This is a genomic window from Marinospirillum sp. (assembly GCF_035271045.1).
Lineage (GTDB): Bacteria > Pseudomonadota > Gammaproteobacteria > Pseudomonadales > Halomonadaceae > Marinospirillum.
Genome location: NZ_DATESC010000030.1, coordinates 221913 through 243379, shown reverse-complemented (window position 1 = coordinate 243379; position 21467 = coordinate 221913). Strand labels below are relative to the sequence as shown.

General features: G+C 43.4%; 20 protein-coding genes. 11 read left to right on the top strand and 9 right to left on the bottom strand.

The annotated features are described in order from the left end of the window. Positions 1 to 69: 69 nt before the first annotated feature. Entirely contained in the window at positions 70 to 498 is a 429-nt protein-coding gene (gene hpaR, locus VJY63_RS11780) for a homoprotocatechuate degradation operon regulator HpaR (protein WP_324051021.1), read from the top strand. Between the two features lie 62 nt (positions 499 to 560). Here the strand turns inward: hpaR and VJY63_RS11775 are convergent, their stop codons facing one another. The 9 genes from VJY63_RS11775 to VJY63_RS11735 form a co-directional block, all read right to left on the bottom strand. Next, positions 561 to 1049: a universal stress protein gene (locus tag VJY63_RS11775; RefSeq protein WP_027848697.1), complete on the bottom strand. Its 489-nt coding sequence runs from the start codon at positions 1047 to 1049 to the stop codon at positions 561 to 563. Positions 1050 to 1068: 19 nt separating this feature from the next. Continuing rightward, positions 1069 to 2397, bottom strand: coding sequence for a TRAP transporter large permease (locus VJY63_RS11770; RefSeq protein WP_324051020.1), 1329 nt, complete (start codon positions 2395 to 2397; stop codon positions 1069 to 1071). Between the two features lie 24 nt (positions 2398 to 2421). Beyond that, positions 2422 to 2940, bottom strand: coding sequence for a TRAP transporter small permease (locus tag VJY63_RS11765; RefSeq protein WP_324051019.1), 519 nt, complete (start codon positions 2938 to 2940; stop codon positions 2422 to 2424). Positions 2941 to 2950: 10 nt separating this feature from the next. After that, a complete protein-coding gene (locus VJY63_RS11760; RefSeq protein WP_324051018.1) occupies positions 2951 to 3997 on the bottom strand; it encodes a TRAP transporter substrate-binding protein in 1047 nt (348 codons plus the stop codon). A gap of 153 nt (positions 3998 to 4150) precedes the next feature. Continuing rightward, positions 4151 to 4534: a 5-carboxymethyl-2-hydroxymuconate Delta-isomerase gene (locus tag VJY63_RS11755; RefSeq protein ID WP_324051017.1), complete on the bottom strand. Its 384-nt coding sequence runs from the start codon at positions 4532 to 4534 to the stop codon at positions 4151 to 4153. Between the two features lie 90 nt (positions 4535 to 4624). Further along, positions 4625 to 5812 carry a Bcr/CflA family multidrug efflux MFS transporter gene (locus VJY63_RS11750; RefSeq protein WP_324051016.1) on the bottom strand — a complete coding sequence of 396 codons (1188 nt, stop codon included), beginning with the start codon at positions 5810 to 5812 and terminating at the stop codon, positions 4625 to 4627. A 60-nt stretch (positions 5813 to 5872) separates the two neighbouring features. Next, a complete protein-coding gene (hpaD, locus tag VJY63_RS11745; RefSeq protein ID WP_324051015.1) occupies positions 5873 to 6799 on the bottom strand; it encodes a 3,4-dihydroxyphenylacetate 2,3-dioxygenase in 927 nt (308 codons plus the stop codon). A gap of 24 nt (positions 6800 to 6823) precedes the next feature. After that, a complete protein-coding gene (locus tag VJY63_RS11740; protein ID WP_324051014.1) occupies positions 6824 to 8017 on the bottom strand; it encodes a Bcr/CflA family efflux MFS transporter in 1194 nt (397 codons plus the stop codon). 6 nt (positions 8018 to 8023) lie between these two features. After that, positions 8024 to 9454: an aldehyde dehydrogenase family protein gene (locus VJY63_RS11735; protein WP_324051013.1), complete on the bottom strand. Its 1431-nt coding sequence runs from the start codon at positions 9452 to 9454 to the stop codon at positions 8024 to 8026. Positions 9455 to 9882: 428 nt separating this feature from the next. On the opposite strand from VJY63_RS11735, the gene VJY63_RS11730 reads away from it, so the two are divergent. From VJY63_RS11730 to secF, 10 genes are all read left to right on the top strand, one after another. Beyond that, positions 9883 to 11049, top strand: coding sequence for a p-hydroxyphenylacetate 3-hydroxylase oxygenase component (locus tag VJY63_RS11730; RefSeq protein WP_324051012.1), 1167 nt, complete (start codon positions 9883 to 9885; stop codon positions 11047 to 11049). An 84-nt stretch (positions 11050 to 11133) separates the two neighbouring features. Continuing rightward, on the top strand, positions 11134 to 12075 hold the full coding sequence (locus VJY63_RS11725; protein ID WP_324051011.1) for a p-hydroxyphenylacetate 3-hydroxylase reductase component: 942 nt from the start codon (positions 11134 to 11136) through the stop codon (positions 12073 to 12075). Between the two features lie 97 nt (positions 12076 to 12172). Continuing rightward, positions 12173 to 12910: a helix-turn-helix transcriptional regulator gene (locus VJY63_RS11720; protein WP_324051010.1), complete on the top strand. Its 738-nt coding sequence runs from the start codon at positions 12173 to 12175 to the stop codon at positions 12908 to 12910. Between the two features lie 18 nt (positions 12911 to 12928). Further along, positions 12929 to 13816: a DMT family transporter gene (locus VJY63_RS11715; protein WP_324051009.1), complete on the top strand. Its 888-nt coding sequence runs from the start codon at positions 12929 to 12931 to the stop codon at positions 13814 to 13816. 67 nt (positions 13817 to 13883) lie between these two features. Then, positions 13884 to 15812 (top strand): FAD-dependent monooxygenase, encoded by a 1929-nt coding sequence (locus VJY63_RS11710; protein ID WP_324051008.1) that lies wholly within the window; start codon positions 13884 to 13886, stop codon positions 15810 to 15812. A gap of 226 nt (positions 15813 to 16038) precedes the next feature. Further along, positions 16039 to 17070, top strand: a complete 1032-nt coding sequence (gene queA, locus VJY63_RS11705; RefSeq protein ID WP_324051007.1) for a tRNA preQ1(34) S-adenosylmethionine ribosyltransferase-isomerase QueA — start codon at positions 16039 to 16041, stop codon at positions 17068 to 17070. A gap of 17 nt (positions 17071 to 17087) precedes the next feature. Then, positions 17088 to 18239 (top strand): tRNA guanosine(34) transglycosylase Tgt, encoded by a 1152-nt coding sequence (tgt, locus tag VJY63_RS11700; protein ID WP_324051006.1) that lies wholly within the window; start codon positions 17088 to 17090, stop codon positions 18237 to 18239. Positions 18240 to 18292: 53 nt separating this feature from the next. Next, the gene (gene yajC, locus VJY63_RS11695; RefSeq protein WP_324051005.1) at positions 18293 to 18625 is read left to right on the top strand and encodes a preprotein translocase subunit YajC; all 333 of its coding nucleotides are present in this window, start codon (positions 18293 to 18295) and stop codon (positions 18623 to 18625) included. 36 nt (positions 18626 to 18661) lie between these two features. Next, positions 18662 to 20506 carry a protein translocase subunit SecD gene (secD, locus tag VJY63_RS11690; protein WP_324051004.1) on the top strand — a complete coding sequence of 615 codons (1845 nt, stop codon included), beginning with the start codon at positions 18662 to 18664 and terminating at the stop codon, positions 20504 to 20506. Positions 20507 to 20520: 14 nt separating this feature from the next. Continuing rightward, complete coding sequence (gene secF / locus VJY63_RS11685) at positions 20521 to 21459, top strand: protein translocase subunit SecF (protein WP_324051003.1); 939 nt, start codon at positions 20521 to 20523, stop codon at positions 21457 to 21459. Positions 21460 to 21467 lie beyond the last annotated feature (8 nt).

Here is a 21467-nt window from a genome sequence, read left to right as displayed (position 1 = left end):
AGCATATTTTTCTAATCACTTTAATAAATTTTGCGATCCTAAATGTTAGCCACCCAGCGTACGGTCCAAATGCGTAAATACGAAGAATCCTTGCCACTTAAGCTGTTAAAAGCACGAGAAGTCACCATGAACTTCTTTCGTCCTGTGCTGCAAGAAATTCCCTTAACTGAACAACAGTGGCGTGTTATTCGCGCTTTGGCAGAACACAAAGAACTAGAGTCTAAGCAGCTAGCTGATTTATGTTGCATTCTAAGCCCTAGTTTAACGGGTATTATTAACCGCCTAGAGCAGCAAGGTTACATTAAGCGTAGGCGCTCATCAGATGATCAGCGACGTATATTGATATCTTTAACCATTAAAGCTAAAGAAATGTTTGAAGTAACGGCCCCCCTTTTGGAAGAGCGTTACCAACAAATAACCGAGCAATTTACTGAAGAAAACCTAGTAGAATTAAGTCTTCTACTCAATAAACTAAGCAAACTTCAGCCGAGTAAATAATAAAGTAAGGGATGAGCAACCCTTGCAGGTTGCTCAGATGATAACTAGCTAAAAGCCAGTAGCTAGTCAAAGAGAGGAATCACTAGAACGGGTCGTTTGGAGTGGCTTAAGGTTTTAGAGGCAGTCGAGCCAAGGAATACTTGTTCTAGGGTACGGTTTTTTCGTGTTCCCATAACAATTACATCAGCATCGATTTCATCAGCAACTTTTATGATGGTTTTCCAAGGTGTGCCCTCTTCAACCCTAACATCAATTTGATCTGGCTTTAAGTTAGAGTCATCTTTTAGCTCTTGTTCACAGAAGCGCTCTAACCTGTCTTGTACTTTATTCCTTAGTTTAGCTACACCTTCTTTAAGCAGCTCTTCAACTTCCTGTTTATCCATCATATTGCTTAAAATCCCTCTGGCAGTACCTGAAACAGACTCAAGTACGTGCAAGTAGGTAAGCTTAGATTCATAGTGACTACATAAGCTAACAGCAGCCCGAAACGCAGGGCGTGCGCCCTGATCTAAATCTGAAACATAAAGAATTTTTTTAAAATCTGACAGCATCTTAACCTCCAAAATACCCTTAGCGATATAACAGCTGAGGTAAGAAAAGAGTTATTTGAGCAATAAATAGCACTAATAACAGACGGATAATATCCACAACCCAAAAAGGTGTTACACCTTTAAATATGGTGCCCGTTTTTATATCTCGAATAACAGCGCTCAACACAAAAACATTCATGCCAACAGGTGGTGTGATTAGGCTAATTTCAATAGCGATAACCACCGCGATACCAAACCAAACTAAATCAAACCCTAAGCTAGCAACCACAGGGTAAAAGATGGGAATGGTTAATAGCATCATAGAAAGGCTTTCAAAAATCATACCCAATAAAAGGTAGATACCCATAATGGCTAGAATAACAACTATAGGAGCAACGTCCATTGAAGTAACTAACTCTAGTAGGTAATCAGGTAAGCCGGCACGATTAACAAAATCTGAAAAAATTAATGCGCCAATAATAATTACAAATAGCATAACCGTTGTACGCACGGTATCACTAAGCGTTTCAAAAAGGGTTGTCCAAGTTAAAGACTTTCTAAGCAAGGCAATAATAAAAGCACCACCTGCGCCTATACCAGCGGCTTCTGTTGGGGTAAAAACACCAAGGTAGATACCGCCCATAACCAGCATAAACAGGCTTAAAATGCCAATAACACCTTTTAAAGCGATAAAGCGCTCTTTCCAAGGCATTTTATCACCAGCAGGGCCGGCAGAAGGATCGCGCCAAACCACCCAGCGCACTGCAGCCATATAAAGAAAAATACCCATAATGCCCGGCACTAAACCTGCCGCAAAAAGCTCGCGAATACTGGTTTCAGTTAGCAGGCCATAGACAACCAGAATAACGCTAGGTGGAATTAAAATACCTAAAGTACCACCAGCTGCAATGGTTGCTGAGGCTAAAGAATCGCTGTAACCATATTTACGCATAGAAGGCATGGCAACCCTTGCCATGGTGGCAGAAGTAGCCAAGCTAGAACCGCTAATAGCAGAAAAACCACCACAAGCAACCACCGTTGCCATGGCTAAACCACCTTTACGATGGCCTAAAAATGCATTAGAGGCATTGTATAGTTCATGCGATAAACCAGAGCGCATAACCAAGTTACCCATTAAAATAAATAAAGGAATAATGGATAAACTATAGTTTTGCACCGTATCAGCAACGCGGTTGGCTGCCATGGATAAAACACCCGTCCACCGAAAAGAGCTAAGGTTATCCCAGCCTAAACCCATCATCACGGCAAAACCAAAGAAGCCAACTATACCCATTGCGAAGGCAATGGGCATTCGCACAACAATAATAATAAAAAGAAGAACAGCAAAGCCGATCAACATAACGGACATAAGAGTTACCTATTTATTACGCTTCTAATTAGATTTATCTTGGAACAAGATACGATAAACACCATAGGTAATCATTCCTGCTGCAGTAACCCAGCTCATAATGGCTATGTATTGCACTAAATACCCACTAGGAATGCCTAAAAATTCGGTTACTTCACCACGACGAATAGAACGCGCACCCAGCTCAAAAATACGCATACCAACAAAGTAAAAAGAAACTGAAACAACCAATGCAGAAAGCAATGCCAAAGTTTTAAGTACGATTGGGCTTAAATAGCTATCCAGCAAATCAACCACTATGTGTCCACCACGCCAAGTCACAATGGGCATGACGGCAAATACAAGGATAGCCATACTCATTTGCGTTAATTCAATCGCACCAGGTATCGGGTTGTTAAATGCATAACGACCAATAACATCAATGCAGGTCACTAACATTAGTGCCATTAACATAACCGCAGCGATAAGTTCGAGTAGAAAGGCCAGCCAACGGGCTGGCCCCTTCTCGTCATATTGCGCCTTTAACCAGGCAGTAAATGACATGACTAGACTCCTAGTTTGTTGATTTGTAGCTGTGTGCGTAGCTACGCAAGTCTTTTAAAGCCTGACGCGCATCAACACCTTTTTTATCCTTAACACTTTCAATCCAAGCGTCATCCATGCCTTTGATTAGCTGATTGAATTCCAAGGTAATCTTGTCGTTAGGACCTAGCTCAACAACATTCACACCTTTTTCACGGGCATATTTTAAGCCTTCAGTATCGGCCATATCCCAAGCTTTACCGGCAAGTGCAGATAGCTTTTCACCAGAAACACTACGAATCGCTTTAGCATCTTTTGGGTCTAAAGAATCCATAAAAACAGGATCAATAAACATCGAAAAGCTACCTAAGTACATGCCACCAGGTAGTAAAGTTAGGTTAGGTGCTACTTCGTTCAAACGTAAAGAGCTTTGCTCTTGAGCTGGCATAAACACACCATCAATAACGCCTTGCTGTAGTAGCTCATAAACTTGTGGGCCAGGTGCTGCAACAGGCGTCACACCCATACGTTCAGCAATCTGTGATTGCACACCACCACCAATACGAATGCGTTTATTACGTAAGTCGGCTAGGCTAGAAATGGGTTCACGGCTATGAATTTGACCAGGGCCATGCGTTAAAAGAGCCAGAAGCTCTAAGCCTTCGTATTCTTTGGCTTTAGCAAAATGCTTTTGGTGAACTTTCCAAAGGGCAACAGAAGCGGCTTCAGCATTAACGCCCATACCGGGTTGTTCTACTGCTAGTGGTAAAGAAAAACGGCCAGGTAGGTAGCCAGTGAAGCTCCAACCTGCGTTAATTACACCGTCTTCAACTAGCTGATAATAAGAACGTGGGTGACCCAAATCGTGCTCTATCTTTACCTTCACACGGCCATCCGTTGCTTCTTCTACCCATTCAGCCCAAGTAGGCCAAACAATAGTGTTCATAGGGTTGCTAGGTGGCATCCAAGTACCAACAACTAGGGTTGTTGCAGCAGATGCAATCGCTGAACTACCCATACCTAGGGTTAGCAGGGTTGCTGCTGCAAAGGTTTTAATTGATTTATTGATTACTTTCATGGCGTATCTCCGCTCGTTTATTATTGTCTTACATATTTAACGCATGGTTTTTTTATTAAAGCTTCGTCGATTGGTGTTGTTTTAGGTGAAACTCCTGCTGCAAATTAAAATTACCTCCCAAATATTCTTTTTATTGTAATGAGTCTATTTTTACTATTTTGCAAAAAGAGGGTGAATATTGTTTTTGTTGAACTTGAGTACAGGGTCAAGTTCAGTCATTTCAAAAGAAATTTGGCAGTAGCTTGTATCCGTAATGGGCTGCATCCAATCGCATAGAATTTTAAAAATATTTTCAGCAACGGTTTTTTTCAGTTCCATATCACGACCATGACCAATTTTTAAATTTAGGTTTAAAAACGCAAAGTCTTCACGGCCATCGGCAACCCGAAAATCATTACAGCGAATAGCACGGCTGCGAACGCCACCTAGAGGAAAAGCACCGGTAGAAACAACGTATTCATGCAATTGTTGGAATAGCGGTTGAAAATCTAGGCGATCATGTAAATTGCCTGAGTACTCAACGATAAAATGTGGCATCTCTTTACCTCTTTAATGAAGTTAATCAAATCTAATTAACATATTAAGCTTTGTCAACATAGCAAATACATTTTATCTTTATGAACTAGGCTAACATATTGATTTTATTCGAGTTAGAGCCAATGCAGCGAAGGAAGCTACGCCAGTAATTCCTATCAGTATTGACATGGTTATGGGCGTTCCATCATGCAAAGTACCAACCAAAGTGCTGGCAATTGCGCCTAAACCAAATTGAGCAGCTATAGCAATGCCAGCGGCGGCACCAGCACGGTCTGGAAAGCTTGCTAGTAAACTTGCCATGCAATTAGCACCCAGCACACCGGTAACACTCACAAAGCCCAACATGGCTATTACAATTAAGGTTAAGCCACCGATTCCTGTTAAGCCTGCAAACAAGAGTAATAATCCAGAAGCAGCAGCAAGGCCTGCGCCAGCAACTAATAACCGCTGTGTACCAAAACGCCCAACATAGCGTGCATTTAAGCTAACTAGCAGAATAATGCCGCCAATATTTAAGCTAAAAAGCCAAGCGTAAGTTTGTGGCGATACACCAAAATATTCGATATACACAAAAGGTGAAGCCGTAATAAAGGCGAACATACCCGCAAAAGTGAGCGACATGCAAAGAATGTAGCCAACCGCTACGGGCTGTAGAAGAATTTGTAGGTAGGCTTTAAAAACACTGGCAATACTTGTACCACGAGAAGCACCGTGATGGGTTTCTGGTATTTTCCAGCTAGTAAAAAGCAAAACCAGAGCGGCAAACACAAACAACACAAGAAACAGTGAACGCCAGCCAGCAATTAGAATTAAATAACCGCCAATTAAAGGAGCAATTAAAGTCGCTATCATGGTGACTAGGTGCATTAACGACAGCACTCTTGCCGCTTCATTAATAGGAAAAAGGTCTCTGACGATAGCACGCGCCAGCACTGAAGCAGCTGCAGCACCTAAAGCTTGTAGAAAACGCGCCAGAATTAAAGTTTCGGCACTGGTGGCTAAAAAACAACCAATGCTGGCTACTAAATAAAGTGTAATACCGCCGAGTAATAGTTTTCTTCGCCCAAATTTGTCTGAAAGCGGGCCATAAAACAGCATCCCAAAAAAAAGACCCACTAAAAAAGCACTAATGGTTAGCTGGATATCGGCTTGGCTTGCTTGTAAATCTGAAGCGATTAAAGGCAGGCTAGGCAAATACATGTCTATAGACAGTGGGCCAAAGGCAACTAGGGCGGCTAGTAATACAATTAGCCTATTAGGGTTGCTTACTTGAGGCATTATTTTTTCTCATCATAAAAAAGCAGGCCAACCATTGCTGACCTGCTTACTAACTGACTGTTATAGGCGACTAGAACCAGGTGCAAAGTTTGCTGTGACTGACGCTTGTGGGCCAGGCACTTCTTTACCCGTTACAGGTGAAACTGGGAAGATAGCGTTAATTTGACCAGTACCCGAGCTACCAAAGTAGGGCGTAACTACTTCAGCTTTCTGGTCGTATTCAGACCAGCCCAAAGCACCTAGCAACATGGCAGTATCGTGCATAAAACCTTCACCATGCCCTTTGGCGGCATATTCAGGCAGCATTTCGCAGAAGTCTGACCATTCGCCTTGCTCCCACATTTTTACAACGCTGTGGTCTAGGCGTTCAAGGAAGGGGCTCCAAACCTTGTTGGAAAAATCAGGCGCTTGACCATTTTGAGCAAAGCGATGCGAAAGTGAGCCGCTGGCCAAAAATGCCACCTTGCCATCGTAATGTTTTTCAACAGCTTCACGCATAGCCCAACCTAAACGGGCACTGTCATTTAGGTAGTGAACCGTACACATAGCTGATACAGAAATAACCTTAAAGTGACGGTCTTCATTCATATAACGCATAGGAACCAGTGTGCCGTATTCAGGATCTAGGGTGGTTTTATCATGCGCTAAAGTTTCAACGCCTTGCGCATTACATTCAGCGGCTAGAATTTTGCCTAGCTCTGGGTTGCCATCGTATTCAAACTTCATATTGGCAATAAAATGCGGCAGTTCGTTACTGGTGTAATCGCCTTTAAAATGCTCACCACAGTTAATGTGGTAGTTGGCATTCACCAGCCAATGGGTATCGAATACTACAATGGTATCAACACCCAACTCACGGCAACGGCGACCAATTTCAATGTGGCCATCAATAGCAGCCTGACGAGAACCTTTTTGTGGGCCATCCAGCTCAGATAAGTACATGGATGGTACGTGTGTAATTTTTGCAGCTAAGGCTAGCTTACCCATAGAGTGACCCTCTTTTTATTAAAGTTATTCAACGCTTGGTGTTGCATTCTGGTTAATTTTCCAGCTATAAAAATGTGCAAAAAAAGCAAGGCAGGTAGCAAGCAAAATACCGCCAAATACCCAGTTAATATTAAAATCTAATAAATAAGGCACGCTTTGAGCAATCATCGCGCCAATAAACAGCTGAATAAAACCCATCACGCCAGACGCTGTACCTGAAGAACCCGAAGTGCTACTAATCGCAGCCAGCTGTGCATTGGGCTGGCTTAAACCCCGCCCAAAAATAATCACCATCATAGGTAAAAATAAGTGCGTAAAACTAAGCTCTGCTGTTAGTGCCAAACCTAAAAGAAGGCTAGCACCAAGGATGGCTAAGCCGTTACCTAAAAAAATAGTTTGGTCGATACTAATAAACTGGGCTAAACGGGTGGATAAATAACCGCCGACAATAAAAGAAAAGGACACGCTTAAAAACCAAACACCAAAGTCAGCAGAGTTACCACCTAGCTGGTTAATCACTAAATAAGGCGAACTACCCACAAACAAATAAAAGGCAGCAGCTAACGCAGTGGTGGATAAAACATAACCCAAATATTGGCCTGAACTAAACACTTGGCTGTAACGCTTAACTACCGCCATAAAACTTAAACTGGTGCTTTTTTCGCTAGTGGTTTCTGGCAAAAACTTAAGCGCCAATAAAAAAACCAAGCTGCCCATAAAAACGGACAAGTAAAAAATAGCATTCCAGCCTGACCAAAGGTTTAAAAAGCCGCCTATGGCCGGTGCAATGGCTTGAGCAACGGCTATCGCCATCACCAAATAACCCATACGGCTGGCTGCGCCGGTTTTGCCATAGGTGTCTAATAAAACGGTGCGAGCTAGCGTCATGGCGGTGCTACCACCTAAGGCTTGCAACACTCGCCCAGCAATCAACACTTCAATAGAACCCGCCATCGCTGCCAAAAAACTGCCTGCTAGGTGAATAGCAAAGCCAATTAATAATACGGGGCGGCGACCATAATAATCGGCTAGCTGCCCGCTGAGTAACTGCCCAATCGCTAGGGTCAATAAGTACAGCGTGAAAGTTAGCTGCATGGTTGCAATGTCTGTTTGCAAAGCCATTGCAGCATCGGGCATAGCAGGCACAAAAGCATTTAAAGCCATAGGACTAGCCATAGCGATAAAGACTAACAGCGTTAACGGCGGTGCCTGCTTCATGGCGGTTTAGTTAGGATTACGAATAACTAGAAGACGTAGCTCGGTCATGTCTTCAATGGCATAGCGCACACCTTCACGACCCAAACCACTGTCTTTCACACCGCCATAGGGCATATGGTCTACGCGCCAAGAAGGTACGTCACCAATAACCACGCCGCCTACTTCTAACTCATCCCAAGCTTTTTGGATTTTGTAAATATCACGCGTAAAAATACCCGCCTGTAAACCAAAGCTAGAGTTGTTTACTTCTTTTAATGCTTCATCAAAATCACTGAACTTAGAAAGCACGGCCACAGGACCAAAAGCTTCTTGGGTATTTACATTGGAATCAGCCTTTACATTTTCTAGTAAGGTTGCATCCAGCATAGCGCCAGTACGCTCGCCACCGGCAAGCACGGTTGCGCCTTCTGCTTTAGCTTCCAAAACCCAGTCGTGTAAACGGGTGGCTTCTTTTTCAGAAATCATCGGGCCAATAAAGGTGTTTTCATCTTTAGGGTCGCCCGAACGCAGTGCTTTGACAGCAGTGGTTAGCTTGTCACGCACTTCGTCGTAATGCGCTTCATGCACCATAATGCGCTGTACACCAATGCAGCTTTGGCCTGACTGGTAGTAAGCACCAAAAATAATCCGTGCTACGGCATCATCAATATTAGTGCCTTCATCCACCACACAAGCCGCGTTGCCGCCAAGTTCTAAAATAACCGGCTTCTTGCCTGCTTTAGCTTTTAACTGCCAGCCAACTTCAGGCGAACCCGTAAAGCTAAGCAGCTTCAAACGCTCATCGGTGGTGAACAAATCAGCACCATCACGGTGGCAAGGTAGAATAGAAAACGCGCCTTTAGGCAAGTCAGTTTCAGCTAGAATTTCACCAATAATAATCGCGCCAATGGGCGTCATGCTGGCAGGTTTAAGAATAAACGGGCAACCCGCAGCAATGGCAGGCGCTACCTTATGTGCAGCTAAATTTAAAGGGAAGTTAAACGGTGAAATAAACGAACAAGGGCCAATAGGAACACGCTTCCACATACCGGTGTAACCTTCGCCGCGTGGGGTGATATCCATAGGGATAATTTCACCGCCAATACGCACCGCTTCTTCAGCAGCAATGCGGAAGGTATCAATTAAACGAACCACTTCGCCACGCGCATCCTTAATGGGCTTACCGGCTTCAACACACAAGGCTTGCGCCAATTCTTCGGCACGCTCTTCAAAGCGTTTAACGCAGTGGTTAAGCACGGCTTGGCGCTTATAAGCAGGCAGTTTACGCATTGGCTCGGTGGCGGCTTCGGCGGCAGCAATGGCTTGATCTATGATTGCAGCATCAGCCATAGCAACAGTCGTTGCCGCCTTACCCGTAAACTTATCGTAAACAATTAAATCTTGGTTAGGCGATTGAGCTTCGTTAGCTAAATAAAAGGGATACGATGCTTTTAGCATAAGCGGTAAGTCTCCGTTGTTCGTATGCAATGATTGTTGTTAAACAGGCGATTGTTGTTAAGCAGCCCATAGCTGAAAAAATACACCGCTACGATGGCTTACTTTTGCATTATATTTAATATGTTAAGTAATGCTAGACCAAAGCTTTAGCTGCTGTCAATGTGCCTAGACGCGCTATTAATGAATAAGTTAATTAATATTTTTTGACTTTGATTACGAACCTAAAACCTAGTTACTATACGGTCTTCAGCTAAGTTAGCTTGTGTTTTAAGTGGCGGCAAAACAGAAAAGTACCAGTAATATAAAATTTATTACCTTTCTCTTAGTTGTGTGTCTGCCCATACTTTTTACAAACGCCTAAGCAAAGCGGGGCTAAATTTTATGACCGCTCTAATAATAAAACAACATCGTAAGAGAGGATGCATTCCATGCAACAAGCTAATCCGATGCTAGAAAAGCTAAAAGAACTTTTGCCAGCTATTCGTGCTAACGCTTCAAAAGCTGAAGAGCTACGCAAAATCCCACAAGAAAACGTTGATATGTTGCACGCTATCGGTATGAACCGTGCATTTTTACCCAAAGCTTACGGCGGCCTAGAAATGAGCCTGCCAGAATTTACTGAATGCATTGCAATGCTTGCTGGCGCTTGCTGTTCGACGGCTTGGGCTTACAGCTTGCTATGTACTCACAATCACCAAATGGCAATGTTTAGCAAGCAAGCGCAAGATGAATTTTGGGGAGAAAACCCTGATGCTATCGCCTCTAGTAGTATTGCGCCTTTTGGTCAATACGAAGAAACCGAAGGCGGCATTATCTTCACCGGCGATATGAAATGGAGTTCAGGTGTTGATTATGCAGACTGGATTATTGTTGGTCTAAACCGCATGGTTGACGACGCTAAAATCTATAGTTTTGCTGTTATTCCACGCAGCGATTTTACGGTTATTGATGACTGGTATGCTGTAGGTATGCAGGGTAGTGGTACTAAAACAGCCAGCATTAAAGGCGTATTTGTTCCTGAACACCGCATCCAAGCGGCTAAAGATATGATGGAAGGCCGTCATGTGGGTCGTGAGCTTTACCCAGACAGCAAAATTTATCACACGCCTTACCGTCCTTATTTTGCTTGCGGCTTTGCAGCGATGAGCTTAGGTGTTGCCGAGCGTATGGTTGAATCTTACAAAGAATTAACCAAAACCCGTGTGCGTGCTTACACAGGCGCACAGGTAAACACTTCTATTCCGCCAATTTTGCGTGTAGCTGAATCTTATCAGCAGGTGAGTGCTGCGCGTGCTTACCTAGAAAAAACTTGGCAAGAGCATAAAGAATACGGCGAGCGTCACGAATACCCAGACCGTTATACCCTAGCGCATTGGCGAACCAACCAAGCTTATGCCATTAAAATGTGTGTACAAGCGGTTAACCGTTTATGGGAAGTGATGGGTGCCTCTAACTGGTACCAAGACCGTGAAGCACAGCGTTTATGGCGTGAATCGAACATGACTGCTGCCCATGCTTATACTGACTATGATGTGTGCGCACAAATTATTGGTCGTGAATTGCTAGGCTTAGATCCAGACCCTGCTTTACTTTAATTAAGCTGGGTTGACTAGGAGCACAAACTTTAGTTAATAAGGGTTTGTGCTCCTAAATTTTTTAATCTGTTAAAAGGTGCTGTTATGAGCAATCCAATAACTGAATTCGACTCTAAAGCCTTTCGTCGTGCTTTAGGTAACTTTGCTACGGGTGTTACCGTCATTACAGCCACTACGCCAGAAGGCGAGCAAGCCGGTGTGACGGCCAACAGTTTTAACTCGGTATCTTTAGAGCCAGCTTTAATTTTATGGAGCATTGATAAGCGCTCTGGAAGCTGCGAAATTTTCGAAAAAGCCAGTCACTTTGCAGTGAATGTTTTAGCGGCAGATCAAATTGATGTATCGAATCACTTTGCTCGCCCTAATGACGATAAGTTTGCCGATATTAAATACAGCAAAGGTTTAGGTAACGCTGCTTTATTACCGGACTGTGCGGCAACTTTTCAGTGTGAAGCCTACCAAACGCTAGATGGTGGCGATCACTGGATTTTGATTGGCAAGGTTGTAGCTTTTGAAGATTCTGGTCGTGCGCCACTGGTTTATCATCAGGGTAGTTATTCAGTGGTTATGCCACATTCGCGCTTCCCCAGCAAAAAAGAAGGCGAACCAGCAGCGATTGAGCGTTTAAAATCGCGCTTTAAAGACCACTATTATTATCAAATGCTGCAAGCAACCCGTGCTTATCAAACAGACTATGCACCCTTACAGCTTTCTTCGGGCTTGCGTACCAGTGAAGCGCGTATGTTAATGGTGTTGCAAGAATCGTCAAAATTAGACCGTAACGGCTTATTAAAAGAAGTCAATATGCCTGAAGGTGAAGTGGATAATGCTGCTGAGATTTTACAAAGAAAAGGTTTGATTAACTGCGATCAAGAAGCTTATAGCATTACGGCTAAAGGTGAGGAAGAAGCAGAAGGTCTTTGGGAGCTTGCCCGCCAACAGCAAGAAAAAGTGTTTGGCGAGTTCAGCGAAGAAGAGCTAGCAACCTTTAAAAAGATTCTTAGCCGAGTTGCAAGTATCTGTTAACCTAATCGTATTTATAAGCGAGTTATTATCCTAAGGGCTGCTTATTAAAGCGGCCCTTTTTTTATTTTAGTATTTTTGAGTAAAGTAGGTGGGAAGTATGGCGCTTACTAAAGTGAATTGGTTGCCAACAAGGGGACAGTTAGCTCTATTAAGTGCTTTAGGAGAAACTGAGTTTTTTGAACCTTTCCTTAAGTGGATTAATAAAGAACTCGGTGCAGACCAATGCATGATTTTTTTCTGTGCCGATGGAGAAAAGGTAAGCACCTTACTTTTTAAAGACTTTAATCAAAATGCCTCGGGTAAAAAGTTAGCAGAATCTTACGTTACCGAGCGCCTTTATATGCAAGACCCCAATTTTTCAACTTTAAAAAGCAGTTTGCCTGGCGAGGTAACCTTAATTCGTTTAGCTGACTTGCTAGATGATATGAGTTTAAACTACCGTAATCGTTATTTTGATGAGCCTGGTTTTAAAGATAAATTTACAGTGATTTATGGCAGTGAAGCAGGCAACTTTTATATTAACCTTTATCACCGCACTGCAAACTTTGATCAGCTAGTACCAAGAAACCAACAGCAAGCGATAGGTCAACTTCTAGGCCTTTTAGTGAGCAAGCATTACCAGTTAAATCAAGCGCAACTTAGTCAGGGTCCCTTAGCATTTTTATCTGAACGAGAAAGGCAAGTATGTGCGGCTGTTCTGCAGGGAAAAAAGAGTGAAACCATTGCTTATGAACTGGATGTTGCCCCAAGCAGTGTAGTGACCTATCGCAAAAGAGCATACGAGAAACTGGGTATTAGTAGCCGCGCCCAGTTATTTGCAATCTGCCAAAATTAATTATTGGTTAGGAAAAAGATGACGCAACACCTTAGAGCAGATCTTCTATTAGTGGCAACCACCTTAATTGCCGCAGCGGGTTGGATGTTTTCTAAAGAAGCATTAGCAGGTTTTAGCCCTTTGTTTTTTATAGCTTTACGCTTTGCAGGAGCTGGTGTGGTGCTAGCCTTTTTTTGTATAAAGCCGCTGCAAAGTTTAACTAAAATTCAGTTAATTGCAGCTATAAAGATAGGCCTATTATTTGGGTCTGCTATGGTATTTTGGATACTGGGTTTGAAGCATGCTCAGCACTTGGGGGTAGGCGCTTTTTTAACCAGCTTGGGTGTGGTTATGGTTCCTTTGCTAAACTTTATTTTAGGTGGAGAAAAACCCAGTCACTTTGCTTTTCTTTCCCTGCCTTTTGTTGTTTCTGGATTAGCTGTTTTATCTTTAGATAGTGAGTTTTATTTTGGTCTGGGAGAGCTGTGCTTTTTACTTTCAGCCTTCTTCCTAGCCTTTATGTTTATCTTTAATAGCCGTGCAGCAATTAGTATTGGCGCTTTACCTTTAACTTCTGTGCAGCTTATGGTTGCCGGTCTTGTTACAGGGTTAGTTTCAGCTTTTTTTGAAGAGTGGAGCTTCCAGTATTCACCAGCCATTTGGGGTTGGTTTTTTGCCAGCTTATTTTTAGCCACCAGCCTAAGATTTTTAATGCAAACCTATGCACAAGGCTTAGCACCACCTAGCCACACTGCGATTATTATGACATTAGAACCCGTTTGGACTGCCTTATTAGCCAGTTTTTGGTTTAGTGAAACAATGAGTTTTTCACAATTACTGGGCTGTACCTTAGTATTTGTTGCTGTGCTAGTTAACCGCGCACCCGCCTTACGTTTATGGTTAAGAGCCAAGCGTCCCCATTTATAGGTGACAGACTTTTTTTGCTTACCCTCTAGACTCTAGTGCATCAGTTTATTGTTAAGAGGATTAGGCAATGCAGTTTCACCTGAATGGTTTTAAGCCAGGTAATTATCAAATTCCAGACGCAGCTCGAAAGCCTGCGCCTATTCCACCGATTAAAGACCTACCCAAAGAAGTCGATGTGTTAATTGTCGGTTGTGGTCCTGCAGGCTTAGCTTTAGCAAGGCAACTGGCAGAATTTCCAGATATCTCCACCTGTATAGTGGAACAAAAAACTGGCCCTATGTTGTTTGGTCAGGCCGATGGTATTTCATGTCGTACCATGGAAATTATGGAAGCTTTTAATACCAGCGAAATGCTGGTTAAAGAAGCCTACCAACTTCATCAGAATGCTTTTTGGGAGCCAGATAGTGAGCAACCCAACCAAATAAAGCGCACCCATAAAGTAGCCGATGCCAGACTCGGGCTTTCTGAGTTTACTCACTGTGTAGTGAACCAAGCACGCCTTCACGAGTTGTTGCTTGATGGTATGGAAAACTCTGTTACCCAACTAGTACCCCATTACAGCCGCCAGTTAGTTGATTTAACAGTTGATGCTAAGCTTACCCAAGATTTGAATGCCCACCCCATTACAGCAACTTTTGAAAGAAGTGCTGCAGGTGCTGCTAAAGTAGAAACGGTTAAAGCTCGTTATGTGGTAGGTACTGATGGTGCAAGAAGTGCCGTTCGTAAAGGTTTATCTATAAAACTAGAAGGTGACTCAGCCAACAAAGCTTGGGGGGTAATGGATATTCTACTTGTCACCGACTTCCCCGATATTCGTGTAAAAAGCTTTATTCAATCCAAGCAAGATGGCGCAGTAATGATAGTGCCACGCGAAGGCGGTTACCTAGTTAGGCTGTATGTAGAGCTAGATTTACTTGATAAAGGCCAGCGAGCGGCAGCTCTAGATTTGGATGCACAAGCTATTATCGCCAAGGCGCAAAAAATTATGCAGCCTTACACCCTCGATGTTAAAGAAGTGGCTTGGTGGTCTATTTATGAAGTGGGGCAGCGAGTTGCCGACCGTTTTGATGATACGCCAGCGGGTAATCCTGAAGGGCTAATCCCACGGGCTTTTGTTGCTGGTGATGCTTGCCATACCCATAGCCCTAAAGGTGGCTGGGGTTTAAACACCTCCTTACCTGATACCTTTAACCTAGGCTGGAAGCTGGCCGCTGTCTTGCAAGGCAAAGCCGACCCCAAACTGCTGCAAACTTATTCATCAGAAAGACGCAAGGTTGCACAGATGCTGATTGATGCCGACAGGCAAATGTCGGCTTTGGTCGCTACCAGCCCCACAGCAAATAAAGGTGCGAACCAAACTAAAACTAGCACTGCCGATATCGAAAAGTTTATCGCTAAACAAAACGGTTTTATTGCTGGAACTTCAATAGGTTATGACCCTTCTTTTATAGTAACCGGCTTAGAAAACCAAAGCTTGGCTAAGGGTTTTAAGATTGGGCAGCGCTTTCATTCAGCTAAAGCCTTGCGTGTGGCCGATGGCAGGCCGCAACACTTAGGGCATTTAAATAAAGCCGATGGTCGTTGGCGCATCTTTATTTTTGGCGACAAGAAAAATCCAACTGATAAGGCTTCTGGTGCTTACAAGTTGGTTGAATACCTAGCTAACTCTGAAAATTCACCAGTCAAAAAATACACGCCTAAGAGTGCGGATATTGATTCAATCATAGATGTTTACTCAGTTTTTCAACAGCAAGATTTAGCTATAGAAGAACTGCATGATTTTTTATGGCCAGCTAAAGGTAAGTTGGGTTTAAGGGATTACGAAAAAATATTTTATACAGATACTGCTAAAGATATTTTTGAGCTACGTGGCATCGACCGCAAACAAGGGTGTATGCTAGTGGTGCGACCTGATCAGCATATTGCTAATATCCTGCCTTTGAGCGCCCATAAAAAATTAAGCGACTTCTTTGCAGAATTTATGCTTGTGCCTTAAGTGTAATTAAAAAGTTAAGCGACAACTCAAGCTAGCCTACTTCTAAAAAACACCTTGAAAGTCATTTTTAAAATAAGGATTTTAAGGGGGTGGGCTGATTTAATTTTTTCTATATTTTGATTGTGTGAAAACTGAATAACAGCCAGCAATGACCTTTGCTGCTATCTAGGTTAAAATCCTGCCCTTTGTAAAATCAAGCACCATCTAACCAATAGCTAGGGCAACCATGCAGCGCAGCGATTTTCATTTTGATTTACCCAACGAGCTTATCGCCCACTATCCAACTGCACTAAGGCGCGGTTCGCGTTTATTGGTGCTAGAAGGCGATAACCTACAGCACCGTCAATTTCCTGATCTGTTAGATTATTTACACAAAGGCGATCTGTTGGTTTTTAATAACACCCGCGTTATACCTGCACGCTTATTTGGGCAAAAAGCCACCGGCGGAAAAATAGAAGTATTAATAGAGCGCCCGTTAGATGAACACCGTGCTTTAGCGCATATACGTGCCAGTAAATCACCCAAAGCTGGTGCTAAATTATTTTTAGAAGGCGGTATAGAAGTTGAATGCACAGGCAGAGAAGGGGCGCTGTTTTGCTTAACCTTTCTTAACCCTGAGCCTTTGTTAGAGCTGTTAGAAAAACACGGTCATTTACCTTTACCACCTTATATAGACCGTGCTGATGAACTGGATGACCGAGAACGCTACCAAACGGTTTATGCTCAGCATTTAGGTGCGGTTGCAGCACCCACTGCAGGTTTACATTTTGATGATGAACTGCTAGCGCAAATTCGTGCCAAGGGCGTAGATACGGCTTTTGTAACCTTGCACGTTGGCGCAGGCACGTTTCAGCCAGTCAAAGTGGATAAACTAGAAGAACACGTTATGCACAAGGAATGGCTGGAAGTCACTGAAGCCGTTGCCGCCCAAGTGAATGCGACTAAATCGGTTGGCGGACGTGTAATTGCGGTGGGTACAACTAGCGTGCGCTGTTTAGAAACCGCTACCCGTTGCGGTGTAACGCAGGCTTTTAGTGGTGACACGGATATTTTTATCTACCCTGGGTATCAGTGGCGTTGTGTCGATAAATTACTGACCAACTTTCATTTGCCAGAATCCACGCTATTAATGCTGGTTAGTAGTTTTGCTGGCTATGAACCCATTCAAACAGCTTACCAAGCTGCAGTAGCCGAAAAATACCGATTTTTTAGTTATGGCGATGCCATGCTCTTGTCGTTAAATACTGCTGCCGATTAAATTACAGGATTAAATCAATGAAGCGTTCTGAATGTTCTATGCAGTTTGATTTATTAAAAACCGATGGCAAAGCTCGCCGAGGACGGATTACCTTTCCCCGTGGCACAATTGAAACGCCTGCTTTTATGCCTGTGGGGACTTACGGGACAGTGAAAGGCATTATGCCGGATGAAGTCGAAAAACTAGGTGCTGAAATTGTACTGGGTAATACCTTTCATCTTATGCTAAAGCCCGGCACAGACGTGGTGCAAGCGCACGGTACGTTGCATGATTTTATGCAGTGGCAAAAACCGATTTTGACGGACTCGGGTGGTTTTCAGGTTTTTTCATTGGGTAAACTGCGTAAGATTACCGAAGAAGGCGTTCACTTTCGTTCACCACACGATGGTTCTAAAGTATTTATGGGACCAGAAGAATCCATGCAAATTCAGCGCGAGTTAGGCTCTGATATTGTGATGATTTTTGATGAATGCACACCTTATCCGGCGACTTTTTCTGAAGCCGAAGCGTCGATGGAGTTGTCATTGCGTTGGGCGAAGCGCTCGCGTGACGCGCACGGTGATAGTTCTGCTGCTTTATTTGGCATTATTCAAGGCGGTATGTACCCTGATTTACGCAAGCGTTCATTGGAAGGTTTGTTGGATATTCAGTTTGATGGTATGGCGATTGGTGGCTTGTCGGTTGGCGAACCTAAAGAAGATATGATTAGTACACTAGATTATTTGCCAGCCCTTATGCCAGCGGATAAACCCCGTTATTTAATGGGCGTGGGCAAGCCAGAAGATTTAGTTGAAGCGGTGCGCCGTGGCGTGGATATGTTTGATTGCGTGATGCCGACGCGTAACGCTCGCAACGGTCATTTATTTACCAGCAGCGGTGTCGTTAAGATTCGCAACGCTCAGTATAAAAAAGACACTGGCCCGATTGATGCTGAATGCGATTGCCATACTTGCCAAAATTTTTCGCGTAGTTATTTGCATCACCTTGATCGTAGTAAAGAAATGCTAGGTTCGATGCTCAACACTATTCATAATTTACGTCACTACCAGCGCCTTATGGCCGGTTTGCGTCAGGCGATAGAAGCAGGTAAATTGACGGACTTTGTTGAAGATTTTTATTCGCGTCGCGGATTGCCTGTGCCAGAAATGCTTGCGCCAGAAATGGCTTAACTATCACCCCATAGCAATTAAAAATAAACACCCACAACCCTTAGGAGTTTTTTATGGACTTTTTTATCACTGCTGCACACGCTGCTGATACTGGCGGCGCTAGCCCTATTTCTAGCATTGTTATGCTGGTTGGTTTTGTTGTAATTTTTTACTTTATGTTGATTCGTCCACAACAAAAACGGGCTAAAGAACACAAAAACTTGCTAGCCGATATCGCCAAAGGTGATGAGATCTCTTTAGCAGGCGGTATGCTAGGTCGTGTGACTAAAGTAACCGATGAGTTTTTAGTCATTGAAATTGCAAACGAAGTTTCAATTAAAGTACAAAAAGCAGCCGTTACTGCTGTGTTGCCTAAAGGCACTTTAAAAGCAGTGGATGCTGAATAATCCAAATAATTTTTCTCCGACCAAATTAAGGCTGCCATGCTGAACCGTTATCCACTCTGGAAAAACCTGCTGATACTGCTAGTGATCGGCATAGGGGCGATTTATGCCCTGCCAAACCTCTACCCAGAAGACCCCGCTGTACAAATCTCTGGTACACGAGGTTCAATTGAAATCACCAACACTGATTTAAAGCGTGCCCAAAAAGCACTAGAACAGGCTGGCATTAATGTTCTGCAGGCCAGTTTAGAAGGTAACAGCGGCTTAATCCGTTTGTTAGCGGATGATCAGCAACTGGCAGCCCGTGAAGTTATTCAACAGTCTTTAGGTGAAAAATACGTTGTTGCCTTATCTCAGGCAGCAACAACACCCGATTGGTTAGTTAGTCTAGGCGCACGTAGCGTTAATTTGGGTTTGGATTTACGTGGTGGTGTCCACTTCCTTATGGAAGTGGATATGGAGGCAGCGGTTAAACAGCAGTTAGAAGTCACTGCGAGCGAAATTCGCGCTACCCTACGCAAAGAAAGGCTGCGTTTTCGTAAAGTCAGTGTAGAAAAAGGGCAAATAGAAGTACTGCTTGGCAGCGCAGATGACTTTGAAAAGGCGCGTCGCCTGTTACAGGTTGACCGCCTAGATTACACCTTTACCGAAGGTGATTCCGGCTTGCTGCTAATCGCTATGAATGAGCAAGCAATTAGAAATTTAGAAGACTATGCAGTCGATCAAAACTTAACCACCTTGCGTAATCGTGTAAACGAGCTGGGTGTAGCAGAGCCACTCGTTCAACGCTCTGGCCGTAACCGCATAGTAGTAGAGTTGCCCGGTGTACAAGACACAGCAGCCGCCAAACGTATTCTAGGTGCTACCGCTAACTTAGAGTTTCGCCTAGAAGCGCGTCGCAATGCTGATCCTCTTGATACAGAGAGCTTTGATTTTCGTGACCAACCCAACCGTAGCGCTATTTTAGAAAGGGATATAATTACTACCGGTAATCATGTCGCTAATGCCAGCGTAGGCTTTGATGAAAACAATAAGCCGCAGGTGAATATTCGCCTGAATGGCCAAGGTGGCCGTTTAATGTCACAAGCGACTAAAACTAATGTGGGTCGCAGTATGGCAGTGCTATTTATTGAGCATAAAACGCGTACACGTTTTGTGCAGCGTGATGGTGAGCGCGTTGAAATACGTGAGCCCTATACTGAAGAAGGCATTATTTCTTTAGCCACTATTCAAAGCCAATTAGGTGCAAGCTTTCGAATTACCGGCTCTGGCAGTGTGCAAGAAGCCTCTGAACTTTCTTTGCTTCTTCGTGCCGGTGCATTAGCCGCGCCTATTTATTTTGTTGAAGAACGCACCATAGGCCCAAGTTTAGGTCAGAAAAATATTGAGCAGGGCGTAACTTCCATTCAAATTGGTTTGGCGCTAGTGGTTATCTTTATGCTGGCTTGGTACCGAGTATTTGGTATTTTTGCTTGTGTTGCACTAACCACTAACCTAGTTATGTTGGTTGCCTTACTGTCGGTGCTAGGTGCAACCCTAACTCTGCCAGGTATTGCCGGTATAGTGCTAACCCTAGGTATGGCGGTAGATGCTAACGTGTTAATCAACGCGCGTATTAAAGAAGAAATTCACCAAGGCGGTTTATCGCCCCAAAATGCCATTCATGCCGGTTATGAAAGAGCTTTTGCAACCATCTTAGATGCCAATATCACCACCTTCTTAGTAGCTATTATTCTTTTCTTTATAGGCACTGGGCCAATAAAAGGCTTTGCCGTTACACTTTCGTTGGGTCTGCTGACTTCCATGTTTACCTCCATAATGGTTACCCGAATGCTGGTGAACTGGGTTTATGGTGGACGTAATATTAAACGTCTTTCGTTATAGGTCAGGAGCCGAATATGACTAACAAAACCAGTTACAAACTAACCAATATTAACTTTATGGGTTTGCGCTTTTTTACCTTTGGTTTATCAGCAGTATTACTATTGGTTTCTATTGGTTCTTTAGCCACACAAGGTTTGCGTTTAGGCTTAGATTTTACCGGCGGCACCTTGGTAGAACTGCATTACGCCAGCTCGCCAGATTTAGAAGAAGTTAGAGGACACCTAGAAATAGCTGGCTACGAACAGTTTGTAGTGCAAAATTTTGGTAGTTCGCACGATGTTTTAATACGCCTTAATCAAGGCTTTTCGCCTGAAGTGGGTGAACAAGTACGCAGCCTTTTAGATGCTCAAGATGCAGGAAAAGTAAAACTAACTCGTGCGGAGTTTGTTGGTGCTCAAGTAGGTGATGAACTGCGTGACCAAGGTGGTCTAGGCATGTTAGTTGCCATGTTAGGTATCATGATTTACGTAGCCTTCCGCTTTCAGTACAAGTTTGCAATTGGCTCCGTCTTAGCATTAGTACATGACGTTATTATTTTGCTGGGCTTTTTCTCAGTCTTTAAAATTGATTTTGACCTCACCGTACTAGCAGCACTTTTAGCAGTGGTAGGTTATTCCATTAACGACACCATCGTTGTTTATGACCGTATTCGTGAAAACTTTCGCAAGGTTCGTGAAGGAACGGTGAGCGAATTAATTAATGTCTCTATTAACCAAACGCTAATACGTACCACCATAACTTCATTAACAACCTTGTTAGTTGTGGTTGCGCTTTTCTTGTTAGGCGGAGAAATGATTCGTAACTTTGCCCTAGCGTTAATGGTGGGCATTATTGTAGGTACTTATTCTTCTATCTACATAGCTGGCACACTTTTGCTTACCATGAAAGTAACCCGAGACGATTTGGCTATCCTAATTAAAGAAGGTGTATTGGAAGACGACGGTCGCCCCTAATGGGCTAT